The organism is Paraburkholderia kirstenboschensis (assembly GCF_032806925.1).
In the GTDB taxonomy this organism is placed as follows: Bacteria; Pseudomonadota; Gammaproteobacteria; order Burkholderiales; family Burkholderiaceae; genus Paraburkholderia; species Paraburkholderia kirstenboschensis.
In genome coordinates this window covers 660,417-685,864 of record NZ_CP136512.1, presented here as the reverse complement: position 1 = coordinate 685,864, position 25,448 = coordinate 660,417, and the positions used below count along the sequence as shown (strand labels likewise).

Here is a 25,448-nt window from a genome sequence, read left to right as displayed (position 1 = left end):
CGCCTGCGTTCGCTGCAATGCATATCACGATTGATCGTTTGGCCGCGGCGGCGCGCATTGCTAGCATCGTCGACTTCTCCATGAAGCGCCGCTGCCGCAATGACCCCAAGCAAAACGCCGCCCGATCTGCCGCCATCGCGTAGCCGCCGCCGGCTGCTGGGCCGTCTCGCCGCGGGCGGTCTGGTTGCGTCGCAAGCTGCGGCCGCAGGCGAGCTGCTGCGGCCGCTCGAAGTTGCACCGTCGAGCCGCACTCCCGGCGCGCCGGTACTCGATCATCCGTACGGCGTGCCGTCGCCGCGCGAGGCCGATGTGGTGCGCCGGAGCGCACGCGCATGGCCGCTGCCTGGCGCGGCCTCGTCGATGACGCCGCTCGCGGATCTTTTCGGCACCATTACGCCCAACGGGCTCGTCTACGAACGTCATCATGGTGGCGTGCCAGACATCGATTCCGATCAGCACCGCCTCGCGATTCATGGCCTCGTGCGCACGCCGAAGCTGTTCACAATCGACGATCTGCTGCGGCTGCCCGCGGAGTCGCGCATCCACTTTCTCGAATGTTCCGGCAACACCGGCAGCGAGTGGAACGGTCCGAGCGGTCTGCCCGTGCAACTGACTCACGGCTTGTTGTCGTGTTGCGAATGGACGGGCGTGCGTCTTTCCACGTTGCTGGAAGAGGTAGGCGGCGTGTCGACGCAAGGCAAGACTAACGACGGCCCATGGCTCCTCGCTGAAGGCGCGGACGCCGCCGCCATGACGCGCAGCCTGCCGCTTCACCGCATACTCGATCGCGCGCTCGTGGTCTACGCGCAAAACGGCGAACGCTTGCGGCCCGAGAACGGCTATCCCTTGCGGTTGATCGTTCCCGGATTCGAGGGCAATACCAACGTCAAATGGTTGCGGCGGCTAAAAGTGGTCGACGCGCCGCTGCAAACCCGGGAGGAGACGTCGAAATACACGAATCTGCTGGCGGACGGCAGCGCGCGCCAATTCGTGTTCGAGATGGATGCGAAGTCGGTCATTACGCGGCCGTCGCCGGGGCATCGCCTCACCACGCATGGTTATTACCCGATCAGCGGCATTGCGTGGTCGGGGCGCGGCACCATTCGCAAGGTCGAAGTATCGACCGATGGCGGCGCGTCCTGGCGGCTCGCGCGTCTGGACAGCGTCGCACGCGATCGCGCGCTGACGCGCTTCGAGGCGGATTGGCGCTGGGACGGCGCGCCGTCCGCGATCCTTTCTCGCGCCACCGATTCGACGGGCTACGTGCAGCCCACACGCGCGGCACTGGTCGCCGCGCGCGGCCTGAATTCGCAGTACCACTACAACGCGATCCAGCAATGGCGCGTCGATGCCAGCGGCGAGGTGCGCAATGCGTGAGCGCCGTCCAACGGGTACTTCTGTACGTTCAGCGTGCGTCGCGCTGGTGTCGATCATGGCGCTCGCTGCATGCTCATCGGTTGCTCCCGATGCTCGCAATGTAAGCCAACCGCACGATCTCGGCACGCCGCTCACCGAGCAGGCTATCGCCGCATGGAACATCGACGTGGCGCCCGACGGCCGCGGCCTGCCCGCGGGCAGCGGCGACGTTGCAACCGGCGCGCATGTGTTCGCCGCGAAATGTGCGGCGTGCCACGGTGCGCAGGGCGAAGGCGGTCTCGGCGATCCGCTGGTGGGCGGCCGGGGCACGTTGGCGAGCGCAAAGCCAAGGCGCACCGTAGGCAGCTACTGGCCTTACGCAACGACACTCTTCGACTATATCCGCCGTGCGATGCCCTACAACGCGCCCGAATCCCTTTCCGCCGACGAGGTCTATGCCGTCAGTGCATTCCTGCTGAACCGCAACGGCATCGTTCCCGCCGATACGCGGCTGGACGCGGCTTCGCTACCGCGCGTCGCGATGCCCAATCGCGACGGTTTCGTGCCCGATCCGCGTCCCGGACGACTGTGACGCACAGCGCAAACACACGCCCGCGCGGGGCTCTCGCGCGTTAAAACATCGGGTTTATCACTCCAGCAGATAACCGTATCGGATTTGCTTCGTTGTCCTCGCGCGCGTGCGCCGGTACATTCATCTGACTGCGCCTGTACGGCGTTCCGCGAACAGATACGAAGAGTTTCCCGTGACAACAGCCTTTGCTCCCACCGCCGCGCACGACGCCGGCGGCGCCATTGCCGATCAGCACATCGAGATTCGCGCTTTCGACGGCCCCGTCGGCGCCGAAGTGCTCGGGCTCGATCTCAGCAAGCCGCTCAGCCCGCAAAACTTCGCGCGCATTCACCGCGCGCATCTCGACCATCATGTGCTGGTGTTCCGCGATCAGCGGATCACACCCGACGAGCAGATTGCATTTAGCCGCCGCTTCGGTCCGCTGCAGATTCACGTGCTGCACCAGTTCCAGTTGCCTGGCTATCCGGAAGTGCTGGTGGTGTCGAACATCGTCGAAAACGGGCAGCCAATCGGTCTTGGCGACGCCGGCCACTACTGGCATTCGGACCTGTCGTACAAGGAAAAACCGAGCCTCGGCTCGTTGTTGCACGCGCAGGAATTGCCGGCCGAAGGCGGCGACACGCTGTTCGCCAACATGCACCTTGCGTGGGACACGTTGCCCGCGCATCTGCGCAGCGCGGTGGAAGGCCGTTCCGCAGAGCACACGTATCTCGCGAAATACGCCGAGTTGCAAAAACGCAGCCCGTGGCGGCCGAATCTCTCGGCCGAGCAGATCGCGCAAGTGAAGCCGGTGGTCCATCCGATCGTGCGCACGCATCCTGAGACCGGGCGCAAAGCGCTGTTCGTGAGCGAACACTTCACGACGCGCGTGATTGGCTTACCGGAAGACGAGAGCAGGCAATTACTCGACGAAATCTTCGCCCATAGCGTGCGTGCCGAGCATGTGTACCGGCACCGCTGGGCCGAGCACGACATGGTGTTCTGGGACAACCGCTCGTTGATGCACCTCGCGGCGGGCACGCCTGACCATCTGCGTCGCAAGCTTTATCGCACGACGATTGAAGGCGATGTGCCGTTCTGATAACGCCCGGCGCGCCGAGCGTACCGCTATAGCAGACAACTCAAACAATTCACACCTCTCGCCGACCGGAGTTCCGATGTTTGCCAGGTTTCACTCGACCGCCGCGCGGTCGTCGCTTGCCCGCCCTTTCGCTGCAACGTTGCTCGCCGTGTCTGTGGGCGCGGCTGGCATGAGCGCAGCCGCGCCTGCTCGAGCCGAAGGGCAGATCCGTATCGCCGAGCAATTCGGCATTGTCTATCTGCTGTTGAACGTTGCGCGCGATCAGCAGTTCGTCGAGAAGGAGGGCCGCAAGCAGGGCCTCGATATCAAGGTGGATTGGGTGCAACTCTCCGGCGGGGCAGCCGTCAACGACGCATTGCTGTCAGGCGCGGTGGACATTGCAGGCGCCGGTGTGGGCCCGTTGCTGACCATCTGGGACCGCACGCACGGGAAGCAGAATGTGAAGGGCGTGGCTTCGCTCGGCAATCTGCCGTACTACCTGGTGAGTAACAATCCTGACGTCAAGACCATCGCCGATTTCGGCGCTAAAGACCGCATCGCCGTTCCCGCAGTGAATGTGTCGGTGCAGTCGCGCGTGTTGCAATATGCTGTGGCGAAGCGGTGGGGCGATAAGGAATACAACCGCCTCGACAAATACACTCAGGCACTGCCGCATCCTGACGCGGCGGCGGCGATCATTGCGGGCGGCACGGAAATCAGCGGACATTTCGGCAATCCGCCGTTTCAGGATCAGGAACTCGCAGCGAACCCGAAGGCGCATATCGTGCTGAATTCGTACGATGTGCTCGGCGGGCCGAGTTCGGCAACGGTGCTCTACGCGACCGAAAAATTCCGCGACGGCAATCCGAAGACTTACCGCGCTTTTGTCGATGCACTGGGCGACGCGTCTCGATTCATCGCCGCAAACCCGGAGGCTGCGGCCGACATCTATGTGCGCACGAACAAATCGAAAATCGACCGTGCGCTACTGCTGAAGATCATCAGGAATCCCCAAGTGGAGTTCAAGATCGCGCCGCAAAACACATTGGGGCTCGCGCAATTCATGTATCGCGTGGGTGCGATCAAAAACGAACCGAAGTCGTGGAAAGACTATTTCTTCGACGACCCCGCAACGGCCGCAGGCAGCTGAACATGACGCGCCGCGCTTTTAACATCGACGGAGTGCAGCGAGTGCCTGACGGGTCCGCGCAATCCACATCTTGGGAGCGATCCGATGGTGGCTAATCCTACGCTTCTCTTTCCAGACCGCACCGAGCGCACCGGGCGCAGCGGCCCCGTCGTCAGCGAAAAGCTGCTCGCGGTGGAGAATGTCAGCCTGGAATACCGGACGCGCGAGCGCATCGTCCGCGCGACGCACGACGTCAGCTTCGACGTCTAGGCGGCGACCGCTTCGTGCTGCTCGGACCGTCGGGTTGCGGCAAGTCGACGCTGCTCAAGGCGGTGGGCGGCTTCATCGAGCCGGCGTCGGGCACCATTTCGCTCGACGGCCAGATCGTGCGCGGCCCGGGCGCCGACCGCATTGTCGTGTTCCAGGAGTTCGACCAGTTACCGCCGTGGAAGACAGTGCTGCAAAACGTGGCCTTTCCGCTGCGCGTCGCGAAGAAGCTCTCTCGCGCGGAGGCCAACGAGCGTGCTCTGCATTATCTGGAGAAAGTCGGCCTCGCCGCGTTTGCGAACGCTTATCCGCATACGTTGTCGGGCGGAATGAAGCAGCGCGTGGCCATCGCGCGAGCACTCGCCATGCAGCCGCGCGTGCTGCTGATGGACGAACCGTTTGCCGCGCTCGACGCATTGACGCGCCGCAAGATGCAGGAGGAATTGCTGCGCCTGTGGGAAGAAGTGAATTTCACGCTGCTCTTCGTCACGCATTCAATCGAAGAGGCGCTCGTGGTGGGCAACCGCATCCTGTTGCTGTCGCCTCATCCAGGCCGTGTGCGTGCGGAGTTGAACAGTCATCAGTATTCACAGGACAGCTTTGGGCGCAGCGATTTCCAGCGCAGCGTCGCACGTATTCATCATCTGTTGTTCGACGAGACGGAGGCAGTGCAATGAGTTCGCCCGCTACGTTGTTGCCGCCGGTTCGCGACGAATACGAACGCCCGCTCGAACCGCTCGGTGAACTTGTTCTCGAAGCGCCGCTGCCGCTCGGCAAGCGCGTCTTCGCGCAAACCTGGTTACGCAAGACGCTGATTGCGCTGGTGCTGATCGCTGCATGGGAAATTGCGGCGCGCATGGTCAACAACGATCTGCTGCTGCCCACGTTCGGCGCGACGTTCAGCGCATTCGTGCAGGGCGTGTGGTCCGGCGAATTGCTGCAGAAGACGGCCGTGTCGATGTCGGTACTGCTGCGCGGTTATCTGCTCGGCGCGGCGCTTGCGTTCGTGCTGACATCGCTTGCGGTGTCCACGCGCGTGGGCCGCGATTTACTGTCGATGCTGACCGCGATGTTCAACCCCTTGCCTTCCATCGCGCTGTTGCCAATTGCGTTGCTATGGTTCGGCCTTGGCACGGGCAGCCTGTTGTTCGTGCTCGTGCACTCCGTGCTGTGGCCGCTTGCGCTCAACACGTTTTCCGGCTTTCAATCGGTGCCGGCCACGCTGCGCATGACCGGACGCAACTATGGCCTGACGGGAATGCGGCATGTATTGCTGATTCTCGTGCCGGCCGCGTTGCCGTCGATTCTCGCGGGCTTGCGTGTGGGCTGGGCATTTGCCTGGCGCACGCTGATTGCAGCAGAACTGGTGTTCGGCGCGAGTTCGGGCAACGGCGGACTTGGCTGGTACATCTTTCAGAACCGCAATGAGCTTTACACAGACCGCGTATTCGCGGGGCTCGCTGCGGTGATTGTGATCGGACTGCTGATCGAGCACCTGGTGTTCGATACGCTGGAGCGGGTTACGGTGCGGCGCTGGGGGGTGCAGCAGTAATCACGGCAGTTGTCGTGATCCTCTGGCGCGGTGGTGCCGTCAATAGGCCAAGGTGCAAGCGCGCACCGTGCACCGGTGAGGAACCTTTTGGGCGACTTCGGGTTGCCCTTTTTCGCGGATCATTTCTTTCCTCGGGATTGGCGGATGGCTCCGCGTCCGCGGCCCATATCGTGGACTGACGTCCTGCTCGCCCGCTCTCGGGACGTTGTCCAATAACCTTCATCGACTTTCCGCGATTAGCGCACGACTGCTTTTGCCCGCCCCGCGCGGGCTTTTTCTTGCGCCGGACATACGCAACTGCCCGCGGGGCGATGCTCCTGGCCGACGGTCGCGATGCCGCATCGCAATCTGAATTTTCTGCATGCTTTTTCCTATCAATCCTGCAGAAATCCGACGCTGGTCTGATACCCCCATGAACCTGGCTTCCGCATAATTGGCGCAAAGCAAGGCTTCCTCTCAGGCTCACGCAAACGCAGGTCGATATGCTGGTGGAAGCCAGTGTGCCGGATCATATCCTTGGCTACATCAACGCCACCAAGCCCGAGCTACTCGCTGCCATACCTGAGACAGAGTGATACGCCTGCGTGGAAAAACATCTGCCGGAGGCACAGCTGCACCTGCTGGGTATGAGGGACATCATTAACTACATCTGGGCTGCGCTGATTTACGGTAATCAGGTGTACGAGAACCGCGTGATCGTGGGCTTGCTGGAAAGTGTTCGAGAGAGTCCGATCAGCCTGGCAGAAGCGTTGGAGCGATTTCCGTGAATGTATACCTCGCACCAAAAAAAGCTCCACTCATCTAATTCGACCTGAAACCGGAACGAGGAACTGATGCTTTTTAATCCAACCCGTCGAACGTTGATCCGATGTCTTGCGCTCGGCCCGGTTTATCCCTTGGTTGCGTGCCGTGATGAAAACCACAAAGTGAGACTGTTTATGAAAAATGACATTGTGCTGTCCGTTGTGCTGTACAGCTACCGGGATCGCCCGATATTCGATGTCACGCTCAATGGGTCTGATATCGGCGTCGCCAATGCTTACGGCGGGAACGGCATGATCACGGGCATCACTGTTCCGTTCAGGCAACAAACTCTGACTTGGCGTGATGCGGGCTCCGGCGAGACATTTGCTATGAAAAATACCATCAATCTCACCAGGGATCATATTCCAGCTGATGCGCGGTATCTGGCGGTAAACATCTATCCGGATGACACGGCCGAGTTTGTTTTCGACAGGTACATACCCGAGATGACGCCCCGCGGAAGCCGGATCATTGAAGAGAGCAACCATCATGGCAAGTGAGCAGTTGCAATCCGCGCTTTCCGGCAACCGGGATGTCCCGAACAGTCCCCCAAGCCCGAAGCAGGATTGTTCGGACGTCGTCAATATCAGCCTTTTCTTTGATGGCACGGGCAATAACCAGAAAGCCGACGAACCGAAAAACAAGTCGGCCAATCCCTCCAAAATGTACCGTGCGGCGGCCTTGCTGGTTGGTAATGGAAAGCCGAACTACCCCATCTATATATCCGGCGTGGGTACGCCTTTTAACGGCACGGCAACCGACTGGCTGGACGGCGCGTGGACCGCAACGCAGGACAACGTAGCTGGCGGAGTGGGCGGCGCAGGGGGAACCCGACGGACTGACTTCGGAAAACACAACGTCAATGACAAACTGCGCATGGTCCTGCTCGACAACGCGCAGAAGCTGAACGCGACGACGAAGGCCTATGCCGAGCAAAGCAAGGGTGAAAGCCTGGGGGAACTTAGCAAAGCACTGGCGGCGCATCGTCTGATCAAGATGATCAATCTGTCGGTCTTTGGCTTTTCGCGCGGAGCGGCACTGGCGCGGACTTTCGCCAACGATTTCCTGAACGAATGCAAAACAGACAAACAGGGACAACTGACCTATCAGGGCTTTCCGGTCCGTATCCAATTCATGGGACTGTTCGACACGGTGGCGTCCTTCGGCGTGCCATCGGCGAATATGGACTCGGTCTTCACGGAGAAAAATCTCAAGGTTCCGGGGGCAGTCGAGCGATGCGTACATTACGTCGCTGGGCACGAATTGCGCTTTTCCTTCCCTGTTGACCTGATCCGGCAACACGGGATACTGATGCCCAACTGGACCGAGACCATTTATCCGGGAGTGCATTCAGATGTCGGCGGCGGTTATGCGCCGGTTGACCAGAGGCTTTCGAACAACCTTGCCCGCATTCCGTTGCGGGACATGATGAGCGAGGCGGCAAAAGCCGGGGCGCGTTTGCTGGCCTATAACGACATGGCAAACGATCCCAAGCAAAGGGCGCTGTTTAGCGAACAGTTTGCCGTAGATCCGGAGACCGACGCGGCCTTCACGCGTTACATGAGCGCAGTGCCAGCCAGCGGCCCCACCGAGAACGTGGTCAACGCGCATATGAAGGCGCTGTATTCGGCGTACGGAACGATGTTCCGGCGAGGCATCAGGACACCCGACAATAGTTCTGATATCGGCCACCAACTCCTCGGCCATGCGAGCATGGCGCAGGAAGTAAAGGCACTGCGCAGCCGTCGGGCGGCAGCGGGTCTGGTGTTAGGGGAAGAGAGTCCACTTCAGATCATTGGAACAGTCTACGGCCAGATGGTGAAGCCCGAAACGTGGCGTCTTCAGGCTTGGGAGGCCACAGCGGCCGACGACGTGCTAGGCCTGATCAGCAAGTATGTGCATGATTCGAAGGCGGGCTTCCTGTGCGGAGTTGAACCCTTCAGCTATTTCCGGCCGCGCGGTATGACCGAGTGCAGCCGCAATGTTCTGGCTGAAGGCTTGCAGTGGCTCGACGCCAACGCGAACGCCGCCAGGGAGGCGGTCATCAAGGTCTACAACGCCGCCGGACATATCGTGGTGGAAACGTGGCAGGCGGGCAAGATGATAGCGACCAGGACATACAAGGTCGGGGAAACGTTTGTAGTGGACACCATGGCCGCGGGTCAGAAATATACTGTCGAGGTATATCAGACCAGCAGGAAAGTGGTGATCACAAAAATCGACGAAGGTCAGCGGGTCGTCATCGATTCAGTAGATATGGTGCAGAAGGAAGCCTCTTCGGCTTTGGACGCATTGAAATGGAAAGCAGCCAGCATGACCCAGCAAGTGCAGCAGGGCGCCAGGTCAGCCGCCGATGCAACTGGCAAGGCCATCGACAGTGGCATGCAGACCGTTGAAGACGGGTGGCAATCGACCAAGGCCGCGCTTCATCTGTGACTCTTAAAAAGACGGGTGGCGCTGGTATTCGCGCCGCGCACTGCTAATTGGACTCGCATACCTCAGTGGCGGATAGTGCGTTTAAAAATAAAAAGGCGGTAAAGATGGATCGTGCAATTTGCTTCGAAGGCGACTCAGCGGACCACGGTGGGAACGTCATCAAGGTTAACTGGCAGTATGGAGATTGATGGTCACCATAATGCCCGGCTTGGGGACCGGGTCAGTTGTCCCAAACTCGGTGACAACCAGATATCCGAGGCCTGCTCCATGCTGGTTATGGGCGTGCCTGTCGTAGTGCATCGATGCAAGAGTGCAGAGCCCCATGATCGCGTGAACGGGCAATCTGCGGTTCTACGTTGCCGCCGCGTGAACTCCGAAATACCGCAGCGCGCCACTCACCACGCAAGCCTCCATTCGCCGATTGGCGGTCTCTCCACCGCAACACGCGTTCCGCCTTGCGGCGCATCGTCTTCAGCATCGTTTGCGCGCGGCTTGTCGTCCTGCTCCGCAAAATCTGCCAGGATCTCATCGCGCAGGCGCACAAAGCGTGGATGGTTGCGTTCACGCGGACGCGGCAAACCGACATCGACGATCCGTTTAATGCGGCCAGGACGCGGCGCCATCGTGACCACACGGTCGCCGAGATAAAGCGCTTCGTCCACGTCGTGTGTGACGAGAATCATCGTAATGCGCTCGCGTTCCCAGATACGTTGCAACTCGTTCTGCAAACGGCCGCGCGTGAGCGCGTCGAGCGCGCCGAACGGCTCGTCGAGCAACAGTACTCGCGGCCGGTTTACGAGGCCACGTGCAATCGCCACACGCTGCGCCATCCCACCCGACAGTTGATGCGGATACGCATGCTCGAAGCCCTTAAGACCGACAAGCGCGATATGCTCGGCAACCGCGTCGCGCTTTTCAGTCGCTGAGAGCGGTGCATTGCGCAGCGCCGCGAGAATGTTTTGCGATGCCGTGAGCCACGGAAACAGGCGGTGATCCTGAAACACGATGCCGCGCTCAAGCGACGTGTCGCGCACTTTCTGTCCCGCCACGGCAATCTCGCCGCTGTAATCGCGGTCGAGTCCCGCAATCAACCGCAACAACGTGGATTTGCCGCAGCCGCTCGAGCCGAGCACGCTGACGAATTCGCCAGCGCGTACACGCAGATTGATATCGTCCAGTACGGCGAGCGGTGCGCCGTCTTGTTGCGTGTAGCGCTTGCTGACGTGCAGAATGTCGAGGCTCTCAGCCACCGTCGAATAAGTCGAATAAGTCATGAGCGATCCTTGATGTTTGCTACTAGTGCCGGTTCATTGGCCGGATGACCGCAAGCGCCGCGCGAAAATAGCGCGCTCCGCAGCGCGTGCCAGCGCATTCAATGCCCACCCTGTCACGCCCACCACGATCACGCCGAACAGCACCACGTCCATGCGGAACTGCTCGCTGCCGTCTATCAGCGTATTACCGATTCCGCTGCCGGCTACAAGCAGATATTCGGCGCCGAGCGTCGCCAGCCACGAGTAGATCAGCGCGAGATAAATGCCGGTGAAGATCGACGGCAATGCGGCTGGAATAATCACGCCCCGAATCAGCTGCCAGCGCGAATAGCGGAATGCGCGTGCCACTTCGATATAGGCACGCGGCACTGCATGAATGCCGTCGCAGGTATGAGCGGTGACCGGCAGTAGCGCGGCTAGCGAGAGGAATACGACTTTCGCGGCATCGCCGAGACCGAACCACACGGAGATCAGCGGTATCCATGCGAAGAGCGATATCTGTTTGAATGTATCGAAGCTCGGTCCGATCATACGAGTGGCGACCCGCGAAAAGCCGAGCGCGCAGCCCAGCAGCAAACCGCCCAACGTACCGATCACAAAACCGCTGGCTTCGCGTGCAAGCGACGCGGACAGCGCCCTCAAAAGCGAGCCGCTGACAATCTGCTGCCATGCGGTGGCAAGCACTTGAGCGGGCGTAACGAGCAGGCCGCTCTTCACGAGATGCGCTTCGGACGCGGCCCACCATATCGCAATCGCAACGACAGGCAGAACCGCACCGCGCCAGTCGACGCGAGAGAACACGCGGCGGCGCGCAACTGCCGCGCGGCGAAATTCCGCGGGCGCGCTGCAATCGCACGAGGTTTCGACGGATTCTTCGCGAGCTTTCGAACGGTCGAAAAGGGAGAAAAGGGCGAGGCTCATCATGCGCTCCTTGAGTCGATGCTGCGGGCTGCAAACATCTCTGTCACTCGCGAAACGCGGACGGCTGGCCGCGCCTCAAACGGGCCTCGAGTGCGTCCAGCGCGCGGTTCATCGCGTAACCGATCGCGCCCACCACGACCACCGACGCCATCACGAGATCGAGCTGAAACAACTGCCTGCCATAAACGATCAGATAGCCGAGTCCTTCTGACGACGCGACCAGCTCCACTACGACAAGCGCAAGCCATGCTTTCGTGAACGCTAGCCGGACACCGGTGGCGAGGGTCGGCACCGCCGCCGGCAGTACCAGATAGAAGATACGCTGCCAGCGGTTGTATTCGAAAACGCGCGCCACTTCGTCGAGCGATGCGGGCGTCTGGCGAAACCCCTGCAACGTGCTCAGCGTGACGGGCACCAGCGCCGCGTGCGCGATCAGAATGTACTTGAGCGGTTCACCGACGCCGACGAGCAGCAACAGAAACGGCAGCCACCCCAGCACCGGAATCTGCACGAGCGCGTTGAAACTCGGCAAAACATAGGCTTCGACCGTGCGCGACAAGCCGAGCGCTGCACCGAGCGCAAAGCCCGCGAGCGTGCCCGCGCCGAAACCGAGCAGCACACGCTGCAGACTGATCAGCGTATTACGCATGAGATCGCCGCTCTTCGCGAGTTCGACGAACGTTTCGAATACGCGCTCCGGCGGCGGCAAGATTTGCGGCGCGATCCAGCCTCGCTCGCTGCCGCTCGTCCATAGCGCGAGCAGCACCGCAGGCAAGAGCCATGGCGCGAGGCGCCAGCCGAGTGCGCGCAGCCATGAGCCGCGCAGCCATGACCATCCCTGCAGCGAATCGCGCGATGCTATGCCTGTCGCTGCCGTAGTGCCTGCAACGCCCTCAACACCTGCAACGCCAGCACTGCGGAGCGGGTCGCCACTGACCTGAATTGCGGTTTCGCTCATGGTGATCGCTCCACGGTTAGCCGATCGGTTTTCCGGCGGCGTCGTAACGCGTCCAATAGTGGTCGAGCTTTTGTTCGCGCAATGCATTGTCGAGATACTTCGTCTCGAACCAGTTGTCGACTTCCACTGGCTGACGGATCAGCTTGAGTTTCAGCGCATCCGCAGCCACGGCTTTATAACGCGCGACGATGAACGGATCGACCAGCGGAGAATTGCGGTCTTTCAGGCGCTGATTGGCGTACTCCGCCTGCCACGATGAGTAAGGCACGCCGCTTTTGGCCCAGAGCTTGAACAGTTGATCGCGATTCTCTTCATCGGATGACCATTGCGCGCCTTTCACGAACACGTTGACGACGCGTTGCACGATGTCCGGATGCGCGCGATCGAATTCGTCGACCACGAGCAGATGTGCCTGGCGGGTGAACTGCGGGCCGTCGTTCTGCGATTCATAGACAACTTTCGCAAGGCCCTGGTCGCGAAGCTTGTACACGTGATAATCGTTGACGGCGGCGTCAATACCTTTTGACGCAAGCGCGGCCAGCGAACTCGCGGTATCGAGGTTGATCACGCGCAGATCACGCTCGCTAAGCTGGTTCGCGGCAAGCGAGTTATCGGCGACGAGCTGGAGATTAGTGCCGCGGAAAAGCGAAACGCGCTTGCCTTTCAGGTCTTTGATCGAGCGCACGTCGGAGTCGGCAGGCACGGCGACCTTGATGCCGCTGCGCACGCCCGAAGCCAGCAAAAGATGTGTTTTCAGCCCATTGGCGCGCGCGAGCACTGAAGGTAAATCGCCCTGGAACGCGAAGTCGAGCGAATTGTCCGCAGTTGCTTCGTTGACGGCGGGACCCGCGCCCTTGAAGAATAGCCACTGCACCTTGATGCCGTCCGCGGCGAACTCTTTCTCCAACGACTGCTGCAATTGCACGGTGGCTGCGGGCGATCCGCCGAACGTCGGCGGGTCGCCGCCGCCTTGCTGTGCGACGCCGATGCGGATGACCGCGGGTTTGTCGGCATACGCCTGTACGGTGGCAAGCGAGAGTGCCGCCACGATGACGAAAGACTTCAATAAACGGAAATAGTGCATGCGTGAATGGCAAAGATGAGATGGCTTGAAAGGCCGGCGCGGCAAAAAAGATCTGCCGCTCAGTTCAGCGCTATTGCCGCTGCGGCGCCCACAGGCGAACCTTCGATTGCGACGGACGGCTTCCCGTCCGGCCCAACGGGCACATCGCCGACCAGCGTCGTGCGGTACAACTGCCGGTCGAACTCGAGATCGAAGATGTCAGTGGGCGCGAGGTGAGCGGTCGCGCGGTTGTCCCAGAACGCGACGCTGCCGGCTTCCCACTTGAAGCGCACGGTAAATTCGGGCCGCGTAACGTGTTCCCACAGCAATTCGAGCAACGCCTGACTCTCGCGCGGCGTCACGCCTGCAATGGACTTCAGAAAGCTCGGGCTCACGTACAGTGCGCGCTCGCCGGTTTCGGGATGCACACGCACGAGCGGATGCTCGGTCACAAGCGCACGACGTTCGACAGCCTGAGTAAATGCTTCGGTGCCGCTCGCGCCAGCTGGCGGCGTGAAACGATGAACGCCGCGCAAACCGTCGACGAATGCGCGCAACGGTGCCGAAAGTTTCTGGTAGGCAGCAACCAGGTTGGTCCACTGCGTGTCGCCGCCGTAGGGTGGAATCGTCACCCCACGCAGGATCGACGCCCATGGCGGATTGACGGCTGCCGTTACGTCGGTATGCCAGCCGGTCCACGGACGCAGCAGCGCCTGTCCTTCGAAACGGGTCGCCTTCCGGTACTTCGAAATCGAATAGATTTCGGGGTGATCGTCGACATGGCCGAACACCGGATGCCCCAACGTCAGTTCGCCGAATTGCGCGGAAAACGCGACGTGCTGTTCGTGCGTCAGAAATTGCTCGCGAAAAAACACCACGCGCCACTTCAGCAAGGCGGCGCGAATCTCGGCGATCTGGCGCGAGGTGAGCTTACGCGTGAGGTCCACGCCGCCGATCACCGCGCCGATGTGCGCGGATAGCGGGCTGACCTCGATGGACTGCACTTCCTCCAAAGCGGCTGCGCTCATGCATAACTCCTGATCGGATACGTCTATGCCGCGCCACGGGCCGTGTGCGGTATTACACGTTAGATTCGCCGGCGTGCGAATCAAACCAATCATTCGAGCTATGAAAATCAGCGGCTGTGCGAATGACGCACACGCCGCCTGGCGCTTTGCTGGACCAGAGATACGGGTGCTATCGCAGCGGCGTGGTCGAGTACTAACGCAGCGGCCGTCAACCGCGTGAGCGTGCCGCGCCCACCGACAACGGCCGGTCTTTCTGTTCGTCCTTCACTTCGTTGCGTCCTGCGAGTTCCGCCGTCGTTTCCGCGCCGAACAGAAACACCGCTGCGGAGAAGTACAGCCACATCATCAACACCGCGAGCGAGCCCGCTGCGCCGAACGAACTGGCTGTGCCCGCATGCGTGAGGTAAAGGCCGAACAGATGCCGGCCGACCGAAAACAGTATTGCCGCTGTCATCCCGCCAATCGCGGCGTGCATCAGACCCACGTGTGCATCTGACATCCACCTGAGGAGCGCGGTAAACGCGGCGCCCAGCACGATAAGTCCGATTACCGTTTGCAAGATCGCGGTGACGACGACTAATGGCGAATCGCCGAATATCGCATGCCCCGCATATGTGATCGCGGTGTCGAGCACGAGGGACACCACGAGCAGAAAGCCGAGGCCGAGCACCATGCCGACCGACACCAGCCGCGTCCGCACGAGCCAGGTGATGCTGCCCTTGCTTTTAGCGTCTTTCGAGGCTTCAAGGACGACATCGAGCGCGGTGTTCAGTGAAGTAAAAGTCGCGGATGCGCCGACTATCAGCAGCACGAGTGACACCACTGCGGCGATGCCCCCGCCGCTTGCCCGATGCGCGTGCTCGACGATGGTCTGCATCGCCTCGGCCGCGTCCTTGCCGAGAATGCCGCGCATCTGATCGAACAGACGTCCGCGTGCCGCATCTTCGCCGAAGAACCAGCCGGCGACGGCGAGCACCATCAAGAGCGTGGGCGCCAGCGAGAAAGCCGAATAGAAGCCGACGCTGGCGGCCATCATCGGGCAGCGGTCCGACATGAAACGCTTGCCTGCGTTTACGGCGACGGTGAAAGCGTTACGCAACCGCCCGTGTTTTTTCGACACCGCCTCGCGGGATGAGATCTTGTTCATATACGCCTCGCCGTTGAACATCATGATGCGCCGCGGCTCTCGATGAGCCGATGGCTGAGCCCGCCCGGCGGTCCGCAGCGCTGGATTGCACTGCGCATGCCCTGTGCCTGCCCGCGAGGCGCGCCGCGGCTGCCAGCGTCGGGTTGGGCACTAGCAAGCGCGCGCTGCCGCCGCTCCACGCTGTCCGATATCGACTAGCTGCTCATCGCAACCCGCGCGGCCGCCGTAGCTTTTCTTTCCCGCCGCAGCAGATCTTCTCGTTTGTCCAATGGCGGCGCAAAGCCGATAGTTCAGTCACCGAGGACGCACTGCAAAAGCCGCTTCAGCAAGCGGCAGACGGTCGAGCAGCGCGCTCTCATATCTGAATCTAAATACTTTGGAGCACAACATGAATACGTCGGAAAAAGTCGCAGTGGTGACGGGCGCATCGCAAGGCATCGGCGCCGAATTGGTCAAGGCGTTCCGTCAACGCGGTTATCGTGTGGTCGCAACGGCGCGCGGCATTACCCCGTTCGACGACCCGAACATCGCCACGGTCGCCGGCGACATCGCCGATCCGGCCACAGCGCGGCGCGTGATCGCAGAAGGCGTCGCACGTTTCGGCCGTATCGATACGCTCGTCAACAACGCAGGCGTCTTTCTCGCGAAGCCTTTCACCAGCTATACGGCCGAAGACTACGCATTAATGAAAGGCGTGAGCCTCGACGGCTTTTTCAACATCACCCAGCTTGCGATTGCCGAGATGGAGAAGCACCAAAGCGGGCACATCGTCACCATTACGACGAGCCTCACGGATCACGCGATCAGCGGCGTGCCTTCGGTGCTTGCCTCGTTGACCAAGGGCGGCCTGAACGCAGCGACGAAGTCGCTCGCCATTGAATATGCAAAGGCCGGGATTCGCGCCAACGCGGTGTCGCCTGGCATCATCAAATCGCCGATGCATGCGGTTCAAACGCACGCGGCGCTTGGAGCACTGCACCCGATGGGTCACATGGGCGAAATGGACGACATCGTGCAGGCTGTGCTGTATCTCGACTCGGCGCCGTTCGTGACGGGCGAAATCCTGCACGTAGACGGCGGCCAGAGCGCCGGTCACTAAACCGTCGAAAATAACCGGGCGCCGATTGGCGGCGCCCGCTTTGCCATGGAGAACGACATGCCTATCGTCACGATTCAGGTTACGCGCGAGGGAACGAAACCCGGCGCATCATCGGTCACTGCCGATGAGAAAGCGCGCTTGATCAGCGGTGTCAGCCACGTGTTGCTCGACGTGCTGAAAAAGCCGCTCGAAGCCACGTTTGTCGTGATCGAAGAAGTGGACATGGAAAACTGGGGTTGGGGCGGCTTGCCGGTTCAGGAATACCGCAAGCAGAAAGCGCTGAAAAGCGTTGAGAGCGGCAAGACCGATTGAGCTACGCGGCTACCGCGCGCTGGCTTCCGCAAGGAGCCACTCCTTGAATGCGACCACGGCGGGCTCGTTGCCGTTGTCTTTTCTGTGGACCACGTAGTAGGCGAGTTCGCAAGTCTGAGCCTCGGCAAATGGCCGCACCAGGCGGCCTTCCGCGATGTCGCGCTCCACCAGACAGGTTCGGCCGAGTGCCACGCCGTTGCCTGATATTGCAGTGTGGATCGCGGCCGCGGAGTCGTTGATTTGCAGCCCGCGGTCGCAGTCGACGACGCCCGCGTTACCCGTCTTTTGCACCCACGACCGCCAGGTGGGAAAGGTGGGAGCCGTGCGCATCGATATGTCGTGTATCAACGGATGGTAGTTCAGATCGGCGGGTGTCTTAAGCGGATGTTTGCCGGCGAGCAGCGCGGGGCTGCACACGGGGAAGAACTCGTCGCGCATGAGGAACGTGGCGCTAAGCTCCGGCCATTGGCCCGTGCCGTAACGGATGCCGGCATCCACTCTGTCAGCGGTGAAGTCGACGAGTTTGAGCGACAGGTCGATGCGCAGATCGTAGCGCGGATAGTTGCGCTGAAATCGTTCCACGCGATACAAAAACCACTTGTCAGCGAGAGCAGGCGGCACGGTGACAGTCACCGTGATGCGCTCCTTGCTGGCCTTCAGACGCTCGATAGCCGTTGCGAGCAATTCGAAACCCGCTTGCAGTTCGGGCATGGCCGCGCGGGCCGCGTCGGTCAGCATGAGCCGCGACGCGCCCGACGTCGAGCGATGAAATAGCTCCATCTCCAGCGTTTCCTCCAGCCCGCGAATCATCTGGCCGATCGCGGCGGGGGTGACGTGCAGTTCCTCCGCAGCGGCGACATAACTTAGATGCCGACCGACCGCCTCGAAAGCGCGCAGTGCATTCAGATGATTGGGTGCTCGCATGGGCCGTCGCAAAGCCTGGTTGATTTCGATTGACGCATGCTCGCAGGCGGACCTGGCGTCGTCAATACCGGAATGCGGCGCTGCCGCACGACATCAGCCCGGTTGCGCCAGCAGCTCGCGAATCTTTGCCTCCGTCTGTGCATAGTCGCCTTCGCCGAAGTGGCTGTAGACGACGTGGCCTGCCTTGTCGAACAGATACAGCGCGGGCCAGTACTGGTTATTGAACGCGTTCCACGTCGCGTACTGATTGTCGAGTGCCACCGGGTAGCGAATGTCGAACTTCTTGAGTGCCGCGCTCACGTGCCCAACGTCGCGTTCGAACGGGTACTCCGGCGTATGAACGCCGATCACTTCCAGTCCCTGATTGCCATATTGCTTGTACCAGCCCTTGACGTACGGGAGCGTGTTGACACAGTTGACACATGAATAGGTCCAGAAGTCGACCAGCACGACCTTGCCGCGCAGTTGCGGCAGTGTGAGCGGCGGGCTGTTGAGCCATGTGTCGATGCCGGTTATCTGGGGCGCGGCCGGCGTATTGCGCTCGGCCGCGGTAAGCGCGCTGCCGCGCGTGGCAAGCAGACTGACAAGCAACGCGAGCGCGATGAATGAGCCGATAGTGGCGATGGTTTTGAGTCGGGCGTGCATGATCGAATGTCCTTTCAGAAGACGCGGGTTGCGCGCAAGGGTTGATCGGTAGACATGACGTCATTGGACGCCGCCGACGTATCTGGCATATGTCGCTGCCCGAGCTCGCGCGCGATGTTTTGTGTCGGCATGGCCGCTCGATACGCTGAGATACAAAGTCATGCCCGGCCCGCGAGGCTCAACGACTTTTGTGTCGCACTGTATCCAGGCAGCCGCCGATACATGAACTTGCACTTCGCCGCGTGCACCGACACAAGCCCGATACGTGCCGGTAGTTCAATGCATGTAAGCGTTCCGCTCCGGTCTGCCGACCTGGTCGACGAACTCATTGAACGAAAGGACATCGTTATGCTGCTCATACTTCTCGCCTTTGCCGGCGGCATGCTCACCATTCTCAGTCCGTGCATTCTCCCGGTCGTGCCGCTCGTCTTTGCGCGCGTCGATCAGTCGTTCGTCCGGCACGGCTTGCCGCTGTTGGCCGGCATGGCGCTGACCTTCGCGGCTGTCGCGAGTCTCGCCGTGGCCGGCGGCGCCTGGGTCGCCCACGTCAACGAATACGGCCGGTGGATCGCGCTCGCGTTCTTTGGCGTATTCGGCGCGGCACTGCTTTTTCCGTCGATGGCCGAGCGGCTCACGCATCCGCTCGTCAGTGCCGGCAATCGTCTCGACGGCGCGTTGCGCCGCGGCGGCGGCCAACCTCGCGTGGTGTCGTCGGTGCTGCTCGGCGTCGCGACCGGACTGCTGTGGGCCCCGTGCGCGGGCCCGATCCTCGGTCTCGTGATGACGGGCGTGATTCTGCATCGCCCTGGCAGTGCGAGCGTTTTGCCATTGCTCGCGTTCGCAGCGGGCGCGGCGGCTTCGCTTGCCATCGTCCTCGCAATCGGCGGGCGGTTGCTCGCCATGCTCAAGCGCGCGTACGGAGTGAGCGAGCGCCTGCGCCAGGTGCTCGGCGTGGCGGTACTCGTTTCCGCCGGGGCAATCGCGCTCGGCGTGGATACGCGTGCGTTGGCCTATGTGCCTTCGTTGAATACCACCGGCATCGAAGGAAAACTCGTTCAGCGCTGGTCGCCGAGGGCGAATGCGCAGCGGCCGAACGCCGGCGCGTTGCTGAAGGTCAGCGCGAGCGCGGAGGGCGGCGAAGTATCTGATCCGATGCGTGTTGCCGCGCCGCTTGCGCTGCCCGTGGAAGGCGCAATGCCGTCGCTGTCGGGCGCGGTCGACTGGCTGAATTCGCCACCTCTGAAAACGGGCGATCTGCGTGGCAAGGTGGTGATCGTCAATTTCTGGACGTACTCGTGCATCAACTGTCTGCGTACGTTGCCGTATCTGAAGACGTGGTCGAGCCGATATCGCGATCAGGGGCTCGTCGTAATCGGTGTGCACGCACCGGAATTCGCATTCGAACACAACATTGCCAACGTGAAGCGGGCCGCGGCGGATCTCGGTGTCGACTATCCGATCGCCATCGATAACAAGCTCGCCGTGTGGCAGGCGTTCGACAATCAGTATTGGCCGGCCTTTTATATCGTCGATGCGCACGGCGACATTCGCTATCACCATTTCGGAGAGGGCGGGTACGAGCAATCGGAAGAAGTCATCCGTCAATTGCTAGCGGACGCGGGGCATTCGAAGCTGCCGGCGCCCGAGGGTGCCGCGAAGGCGACGGGAATTGAAGCCGCCGCCGACCCGCAGGATTTGCGCTCGGGAGAGACCTACGTCGGTTATCGCCAGGCGGAGGGCTTTGCGTCGCCGGAAACGCTCGCGCCAGACGCGCTTCGCATCTACAGCTCGCCCGCTCTACTGCCGGCAGGAAGCTGGAGCCTCGACGGCGAGTGGAATGTCGCCGCCGAGCGCGCGCAATTGGGCAAAAGCGGTGGAAAGATCGCTTACCGGTTCCACGCGCGCGACCTGCATCTGGTGCTCGGTCCGATGGCGGACGGCAAGCCGGTGAGGTTCAAAGTGACGATCGACGGCAAGCCGCCGGGCGCTTCGCACGGCGCGGACACGGACGCGAACGGAGTGGGCCTTGTCGATAAAGAGCGGCTTTATCAGCTTGTGCGGCAAAGCGGGCCGGTGCAGGACCGAACGTTCGAGATCCAGTTTCTCGATTCGGGGGTGAGTGCGTACGCATTCACATTCGGCTAGCGCAATCGGAGCTCGCGTGCGGAGCCGGCCGGGAAAGGCAAGTGCGGTATTCCAAGCCTGCCTGCCCGGCGCGACGCGAGAGAGCGGCGCGACGACGTTCCTGCAGGCCCGGCGTGGTATGCCACTTGCTGCGCTGCGATAGTTTTTTATCGCAGATCGTGATATGCCCCAAACAACGAGTAGTTGCCAGAGATGGAGCGCCCGCCAGGTGCGGGTATTGCACGAGGTGCCTCGCGTCCTCGTGGTCGACGACAACGCGGGCGCTGCGGAAGCGCTCGCTACCTATCTCTCGTACGAGGGTGTGGAAGCTCGCGCGGCGATCGGTTGTAACGAGGCGCTGCGCTGCGTGAAAGATTGGGTGCCCGACGTCGTGGTGCTCGACATCATGATGCCGGAGCGCGACGGCTACGAAACGGCAAGCGCACTGCGTAGTTATTTGCCCACGCCGAGTCTTGGCATTGTCGCGTTTACCTCGCTCGACGAAGACCATGTGCGGGAAACCGGTCGTGGCCGTCATAATTTCGACGGCTATTGCCAGAAGGGTACCGCGCCGACCGCTTTGCTTGAGCTCATGCGCAATCTCTGGCGCGAGACAAACTGATTGTCGTGGCGGCGGTTGCTGGCGACGCGCGACTGCGAAAACCACTGCGGTCTGCATGCAGTTCGTGCGGCCCGGCTCACGCCGGAGCCGCACGGCCCTCGTCAGCCCTTGATGTGGCTGCTCGAGAGCCAGCCGCCGCTCACGCCAATTTGCGCAATCTGCTTCGCCACGGCATCGCCCAGCCGCGTTGCGTCGGCGGACACTCCAGCGCGCTTCGTTTCGGAGACCGCGTGCAAACCGCCACCCACGGTCGCCGCGGTCACGATACCTCCCGCCGCCGCGCCCACGCCGGCCGTCTCGGCGATGCCCGGCGTCTTGCCGCTGTCGGCGCTTGCGTCGAAGGTTTGCACTAGCTGCGGCGCGCCGCCTGCGGGCTTATAGAAGATCTGCACCGAACTGCTCACCTCGCTCTTGCCGGCCCCGAGGCCGATCAGTGTGCGACGGCGGCGGTTTCCCGCGTCGATCGTATCGAAGCTGCCTTGCACCATCAGCACGTTTTCGTCGGCGGGCGCGGGTATGTCGGAGCGGATCGCGCGCAGACCCATCGACTGCAACTGATGCACGATTTCGTTTGCGACCTGCTCGCGGACTTCGGCGGCGTCGTCGGACTGCTTCTGTGCTGCAGACGAACCGTCCATATGCGCCTTCAGTTTCTGCAGCATGCCGCCGTCGAGCTTCACCTGGTCGGCATGAGTATCGAACGTGTAGACGTAGATGTTGTCCGGACGCACGGTCGGCTGCGCGGTCGCCGCGCTCGTGTTGGTGACGCTGCCGCCTGCGCAACCGGTCAGCAACGCGCTGACGCTGACAAGTGCGATGCAGGCAACACGGGCGGTGTTCTTTTTGATGAGCTTGATTGAATTGAGCATGGTTGTCTCGTTGTCGGCACGCGGTGCCGTAGTGTTCGAACGTATCTTCCGATGACCGGCAACCGGGGGATCGTGATCATCGGCGACAGGTGTCGCACATAAAGCACTCTTGATCTCTTGCGTTCTGTTTCGTACGCACCGGCAGCGAAACGAAGTATGGCGGAGGCCCTTGCCCGACTCCATCGAACAATTATTTCGCGCAATGTCACGCGCCGAGCGGGCGTTTTGCGCGGGAGTAATGCACCGTGGATAGACAGAAGAACGCCGCGCGATTGCGAGCGGCGCAACGTGCAGGAGGGATCAGTTCAACGCAAGCGTCACGATGCAGCAAAGCACGAACACGAGCAAAGCGGCGGCAACGGCTACATCGGCTGGATAACGCATGCTTCACTCGCACGGGCGTTTTGACAGCCTTTATCGTAATCAACAGACGGAAGACGAAAAAGCGGCCAGTGAACGGCAATGTGCGAGAACTAACGCTGCGCGACGAACGTCGGCGAGGCCTGTTCGCGGCAGCGCTTCCAGGGGAATAGTTGTTACTGCGGCTTCGTCTGCGGCGGGTTATCGAATGGCGTGCGCGGCGGTTTGCTGGCCGTGGCGAGGTCTTCCGACAGGCTCGTGCGCAACGTGGCGATCGCCTGTTCGGGATTGGCGGGCTTCAACTGTTCGCGGGCGAGCGAGTCGTACACGTAGTGACGCAGCATCGGGTCCTGCGTCCTGTTGAGCACGTCGTGATACACAGCGACGATGTCGCCCGGGCGTCCGCTCAGTGCGTACAGTCGGCGCAATTGTTCGAGATCGTTGATCACGGCGAAGCCGGGGCCGATCGGGCGCATCGGGCCCATCGCGTCGTGCGTTCCTCGCGCGCCCTCGATATGCGGCGCTTCGCCATGATGAGAGGTAGGCGGCGTCGGGAAGCCGTCTTCCGCAAATGCGGCCGTTGCGGACATGGTCAGCACGGCGGCCACCGCCGCGCCGAAGATCTGTTTTTTCATGAAGTCGCTCCCATCGACACAGCGCCGGCGCGACAGTGCGCCGGCTCATCCTAACGATAGACGAGACTCCGTTGTGCCGGGTTACGGACACGCTTCTCCACGCTTACGAAGTCTTGCGCCGAAGCCTTTCGCGTAGCGAGGTACGGCGGGGCGTAGCGCGCGGCGTGCGGGAACGACGCATGCGCTGGCGCAATAGCGTGGGATGGCGCATGATTGACCTAATGTGCCGTCCGACCCCACAACCGCGCAACGCTCTCGCGGGGCGCGGCGCACCGGAGACCGCGGGTGCCTGCATCGCGTGAATCTTGCGGCGAGGCGCCGGTGGCGATTGTTCAACCGTAAAGGAGGATTTCGCATGGACCGACCTGATACCGCCAATCCGTTTGGCGACTTCACCAAAATGCTGGAGCAGTTCAAGCTGCCCGGTTTCGACGTGCCCGCCATCATGGAAGCACGGCGCAAGGACGTCGAAGCACTGGTTCAGGCGAATCAGACGGCGTTCCAGGGCATGCAGTCGCTCGCGCAGAAACAGGCGGAGATGCTGCGCACGACGCTCACCGAATTGCAGTCGCTCACGGGGCAGCTGTCGGCGAGCGGGTCCACGCCTTCCGCGAAGACAGCCGAGCTGATCCAGCAAAGCTTGCACAAGTCGCTCGCGGATATGCAGCAGCTCGCGCAGGCGGCGTATCAGACGCAAGCCGAGTCGTATGCGGTGATCGCCAAACGCGTGGAAGAAAACGTGCAGGAATTGCGTTCGCTTTTGCAACAGCAACAGCCGAAGAAGTAAGCGCGCTAAGGTGCTGAGTCGCTTCCCGGCGACAGATGTTGCCCGAAGCCAATGCCGCGAATGGTCGTCGGATTTCGTCGAACCTTTCGCGGCTTTTTCATGTGTAAGGCCGCCCGGATCGGCTCAATGTGCGTCAGCGTACGCTTTTCGTTGCCTGCTTCGACGCGGGCTGTTTCGCAGGACCTTTCGAGCTTTGCGAAGCCGACGATTTATTCCCCGCCTCCGCAATCACGCGATGCACGAAGCGCAATTTGTCCACCACCGGCACGGCCAATGTGAACGGATAACCGTCCGGCATGCCGAGGCTGCGGTTCAGGCTGTTCAATGCGTACGTGAGCGGGTACCAGCGCTTCATCAGATTATCGAAGCTTGCGTCTTCAACGGGCGTGCGGTCGGTCAGCGTCGGTTCGCTCGGATCGTCGGGCAGCAGCGCGACGCCGTACGAAGTCGACGTGTCCAGCACGTCGACGATCAACATGTAGTGCGCCCACGTCTCGGCCCAGTCTTCCCACGGATGCATCGTCGCATACGCGCTGATGTACGACGCCTGCCAGTCGGCCGGCGCGCCGTCGCGATAGTACGCGTCGAGCGCTTCGCCATAATCGGCGCGCTCGTCGCCAAAAAGTTTGCGGAACGGTTCGAGCCAACGCGGATTATTCTCCACCAGTTGACTGAAGTAGTAGTGGCCGGTTTCGTGGCGGAAGTGGCCGAGCAGTGTGCGGTACGGCTCGCCCATCGCGGTGCGCACTTTCTCGCGGTGGGCGTCGTCGGCCTCCGCAATGTTCAGCGTGATGAGCCCGTTGTCATGCCCGGTCATCACACGTGAACCGTCGCCGCCGTCCTCGAGAAATTCGAATGCGAGACCGTGCTCGGGGTCTTCCTGGCGCGATTTGATGTCGAGGCCGAATTCGCCGAGCGTATACAGCAGCCGGCGTTTCGCCACTTCCAGGCGGTACCAGTAAAGCCGGTTCTCGGGCGCGCCGAGATTGGGAATGGTGTGTGTCAACTGGCATGACTGGCAAAGCGTGTCGTCCGAATCGGCGGGGATCATCCAGTTGCAGACGTTTTCGACGGAGTAGTTATGGCATTGCCGGTAAAGCGCGCCGTCCGCTTCCGGGTGCAGGCTGCGCCAGCGCTCTTCGCCCGCGTCTTCAAAGGCGCTGATCTCACGGAGTTCCGGCACATAGCCGAGTAGCGCCTCGCAGCGCTCGCACCGGACGTTCTCGAAGAACACGAGGTGCGAGCAGCGATTGCAGTGGAACGTTTTCATGGACGAAACCCGAGCGGTGAGTGACAGTGAGAAGCGTCGGTCGCGCAATGTTCATGCCGCATTTGCCAGACGTCACCGCTTTAACGCACAGTACGGGCATGATCGTGCATGGGCGCCGCCTCTGTTTGGTGCACGGCCCTGCCAACAGCAGCACCGTGGCCGCATGCGGCTTTCAGATGAACGGCATGAAGCTTGCTTTTGGCGGGCTGCCAAC

At 61.6% G+C, this 25,448-nt stretch carries 24 protein-coding genes and 1 pseudogene; 14 read left to right on the top strand and 11 right to left on the bottom strand.

What is annotated here, in order from left to right:
- The first annotated feature begins 99 nt into the window (after positions 1-99).
- The 9 genes and pseudogenes from soxC to RW095_RS11730 all read left to right on the top strand — a co-directional run bounded on the left by soxC (position 100) and on the right by RW095_RS11730 (position 9,196).
- Positions 100-1,377, top strand: a complete 1,278-nt coding sequence (gene soxC / locus RW095_RS11770; RefSeq protein WP_317019211.1) for a sulfite dehydrogenase — start codon at positions 100-102, stop codon at positions 1,375-1,377.
- Positions 1,370-1,948, top strand: coding sequence for a c-type cytochrome (locus RW095_RS11765; RefSeq protein WP_317019210.1), 579 nt, complete (start codon positions 1,370-1,372; stop codon positions 1,946-1,948). The genes soxC and RW095_RS11765 overlap by 8 nt, the downstream gene beginning before the upstream one ends.
- Before the next feature lie 172 nt (positions 1,949-2,120).
- On the top strand, positions 2,121-3,029 hold the full coding sequence (locus RW095_RS11760; RefSeq protein WP_088175904.1) for a TauD/TfdA dioxygenase family protein: 909 nt from the start codon (positions 2,121-2,123) through the stop codon (positions 3,027-3,029).
- Positions 3,030-3,105: 76 nt separating this feature from the next.
- Positions 3,106-4,158, top strand: coding sequence for an ABC transporter substrate-binding protein (locus RW095_RS11755; protein WP_317019209.1), 1,053 nt, complete (start codon positions 3,106-3,108; stop codon positions 4,156-4,158).
- Between the two features lie 84 nt (positions 4,159-4,242).
- Positions 4,243-5,081 (top strand): annotated as a pseudogene (locus RW095_RS11750) (ABC transporter ATP-binding protein).
- Positions 5,078-5,956: an ABC transporter permease gene (locus tag RW095_RS11745; RefSeq protein WP_317019208.1), complete on the top strand. Its 879-nt coding sequence runs from the start codon at positions 5,078-5,080 to the stop codon at positions 5,954-5,956. Before RW095_RS11750 ends, RW095_RS11745 begins: the two are co-directional and overlap by 4 nt.
- Positions 5,957-6,540: 584 nt before the next feature.
- A complete protein-coding gene (locus RW095_RS11740; RefSeq protein WP_317019207.1) occupies positions 6,541-6,723 on the top strand; it encodes a hypothetical protein in 183 nt (60 codons plus the stop codon).
- 171 nt (positions 6,724-6,894) lie between these two features.
- The gene (locus RW095_RS11735) at positions 6,895-7,260 is read left to right on the top strand and encodes a hypothetical protein (protein WP_317019206.1); all 366 of its coding nucleotides are present in this window, start codon (positions 6,895-6,897) and stop codon (positions 7,258-7,260) included.
- On the top strand, positions 7,250-9,196 hold the full coding sequence (locus tag RW095_RS11730) for a T6SS phospholipase effector Tle1-like catalytic domain-containing protein (protein WP_317019205.1): 1,947 nt from the start codon (positions 7,250-7,252) through the stop codon (positions 9,194-9,196). The genes RW095_RS11735 and RW095_RS11730 overlap by 11 nt, the downstream gene beginning before the upstream one ends.
- Before the next feature lie 395 nt (positions 9,197-9,591).
- Here RW095_RS11730 and RW095_RS11725 read toward each other — a convergent pair whose 3' ends face one another.
- The 6 genes from RW095_RS11725 to RW095_RS11700 all read right to left on the bottom strand — a co-directional run bounded on the left by RW095_RS11725 (position 9,592) and on the right by RW095_RS11700 (position 15,587).
- Positions 9,592-10,470 (bottom strand): ABC transporter ATP-binding protein, encoded by an 879-nt coding sequence (locus RW095_RS11725; protein ID WP_317019204.1) that lies wholly within the window; start codon positions 10,468-10,470, stop codon positions 9,592-9,594.
- 33 nt (positions 10,471-10,503) lie between these two features.
- The gene (locus RW095_RS11720) at positions 10,504-11,391 is read right to left on the bottom strand and encodes an ABC transporter permease (protein ID WP_317019203.1); all 888 of its coding nucleotides are present in this window, start codon (positions 11,389-11,391) and stop codon (positions 10,504-10,506) included.
- 43 nt (positions 11,392-11,434) lie between these two features.
- Positions 11,435-12,349, bottom strand: coding sequence for an ABC transporter permease (locus tag RW095_RS11715; RefSeq protein ID WP_317019202.1), 915 nt, complete (start codon positions 12,347-12,349; stop codon positions 11,435-11,437).
- 16 nt (positions 12,350-12,365) lie between these two features.
- Positions 12,366-13,433, bottom strand: a complete 1,068-nt coding sequence (locus RW095_RS11710; RefSeq protein ID WP_317019201.1) for an ABC transporter substrate-binding protein — start codon at positions 13,431-13,433, stop codon at positions 12,366-12,368.
- Between the two features lie 59 nt (positions 13,434-13,492).
- Positions 13,493-14,440 carry a TauD/TfdA dioxygenase family protein gene (locus tag RW095_RS11705; RefSeq protein ID WP_317019200.1) on the bottom strand — a complete coding sequence of 316 codons (948 nt, stop codon included), beginning with the start codon at positions 14,438-14,440 and terminating at the stop codon, positions 13,493-13,495.
- 208 nt (positions 14,441-14,648) lie between these two features.
- Positions 14,649-15,587, bottom strand: coding sequence for a YihY/virulence factor BrkB family protein (locus RW095_RS11700; RefSeq protein WP_317019198.1), 939 nt, complete (start codon positions 15,585-15,587; stop codon positions 14,649-14,651).
- Between the two features lie 388 nt (positions 15,588-15,975).
- Here RW095_RS11700 and RW095_RS11695 point away from each other — a divergent pair, with 388 nt between their 5' ends.
- Positions 15,976-16,686 carry an SDR family NAD(P)-dependent oxidoreductase gene (locus tag RW095_RS11695; protein ID WP_317019197.1) on the top strand — a complete coding sequence of 237 codons (711 nt, stop codon included), beginning with the start codon at positions 15,976-15,978 and terminating at the stop codon, positions 16,684-16,686.
- 57 nt (positions 16,687-16,743) lie between these two features.
- Positions 16,744-16,998, top strand: coding sequence for a tautomerase family protein (locus tag RW095_RS11690; protein ID WP_128596364.1), 255 nt, complete (start codon positions 16,744-16,746; stop codon positions 16,996-16,998).
- 9 nt (positions 16,999-17,007) lie between these two features.
- On the opposite strand, the gene RW095_RS11685 is transcribed toward RW095_RS11690, so the two are convergent.
- Both RW095_RS11685 and RW095_RS11680 read right to left on the bottom strand, forming a co-directional pair.
- Positions 17,008-17,922 carry a LysR substrate-binding domain-containing protein gene (locus tag RW095_RS11685; RefSeq protein WP_317019196.1) on the bottom strand — a complete coding sequence of 305 codons (915 nt, stop codon included), beginning with the start codon at positions 17,920-17,922 and terminating at the stop codon, positions 17,008-17,010.
- Positions 17,923-18,015: 93 nt separating this feature from the next.
- Positions 18,016-18,567: a thioredoxin family protein gene (locus RW095_RS11680; protein ID WP_317019195.1), complete on the bottom strand. Its 552-nt coding sequence runs from the start codon at positions 18,565-18,567 to the stop codon at positions 18,016-18,018.
- A gap of 348 nt (positions 18,568-18,915) precedes the next feature.
- On the opposite strand from RW095_RS11680, the gene RW095_RS11675 reads away from it, so the two are divergent.
- Together RW095_RS11675 and RW095_RS11670 are read left to right on the top strand one after the other, a co-directional pair.
- A complete protein-coding gene (locus RW095_RS11675; protein WP_317019194.1) occupies positions 18,916-20,712 on the top strand; it encodes a cytochrome c biogenesis protein DipZ in 1,797 nt (598 codons plus the stop codon).
- Between the two features lie 208 nt (positions 20,713-20,920).
- Entirely contained in the window at positions 20,921-21,313 is a 393-nt protein-coding gene (locus tag RW095_RS11670) for a response regulator (RefSeq protein WP_128586342.1), read from the top strand.
- 101 nt (positions 21,314-21,414) lie between these two features.
- Here RW095_RS11670 and RW095_RS11665 read toward each other — a convergent pair whose 3' ends face one another.
- Both RW095_RS11665 and RW095_RS11660 read right to left on the bottom strand, forming a co-directional pair.
- On the bottom strand, positions 21,415-22,182 hold the full coding sequence (locus tag RW095_RS11665; RefSeq protein ID WP_317019193.1) for a DUF4410 domain-containing protein: 768 nt from the start codon (positions 22,180-22,182) through the stop codon (positions 21,415-21,417).
- Between the two features lie 536 nt (positions 22,183-22,718).
- On the bottom strand, positions 22,719-23,177 hold the full coding sequence (locus tag RW095_RS11660; RefSeq protein ID WP_317019191.1) for a hypothetical protein: 459 nt from the start codon (positions 23,175-23,177) through the stop codon (positions 22,719-22,721).
- Between the two features lie 355 nt (positions 23,178-23,532).
- Here RW095_RS11660 and RW095_RS11655 point away from each other — a divergent pair, with 355 nt between their 5' ends.
- Positions 23,533-23,964: a phasin family protein gene (locus RW095_RS11655; RefSeq protein ID WP_027777497.1), complete on the top strand. Its 432-nt coding sequence runs from the start codon at positions 23,533-23,535 to the stop codon at positions 23,962-23,964.
- A gap of 133 nt (positions 23,965-24,097) precedes the next feature.
- On the opposite strand, the gene RW095_RS11650 is transcribed toward RW095_RS11655, so the two are convergent.
- Positions 24,098-25,234, bottom strand: a complete 1,137-nt coding sequence (locus RW095_RS11650) for a zinc-binding metallopeptidase family protein (RefSeq protein ID WP_317019189.1) — start codon at positions 25,232-25,234, stop codon at positions 24,098-24,100.
- Between the last annotated feature and the right edge of the window lie 214 nt (positions 25,235-25,448).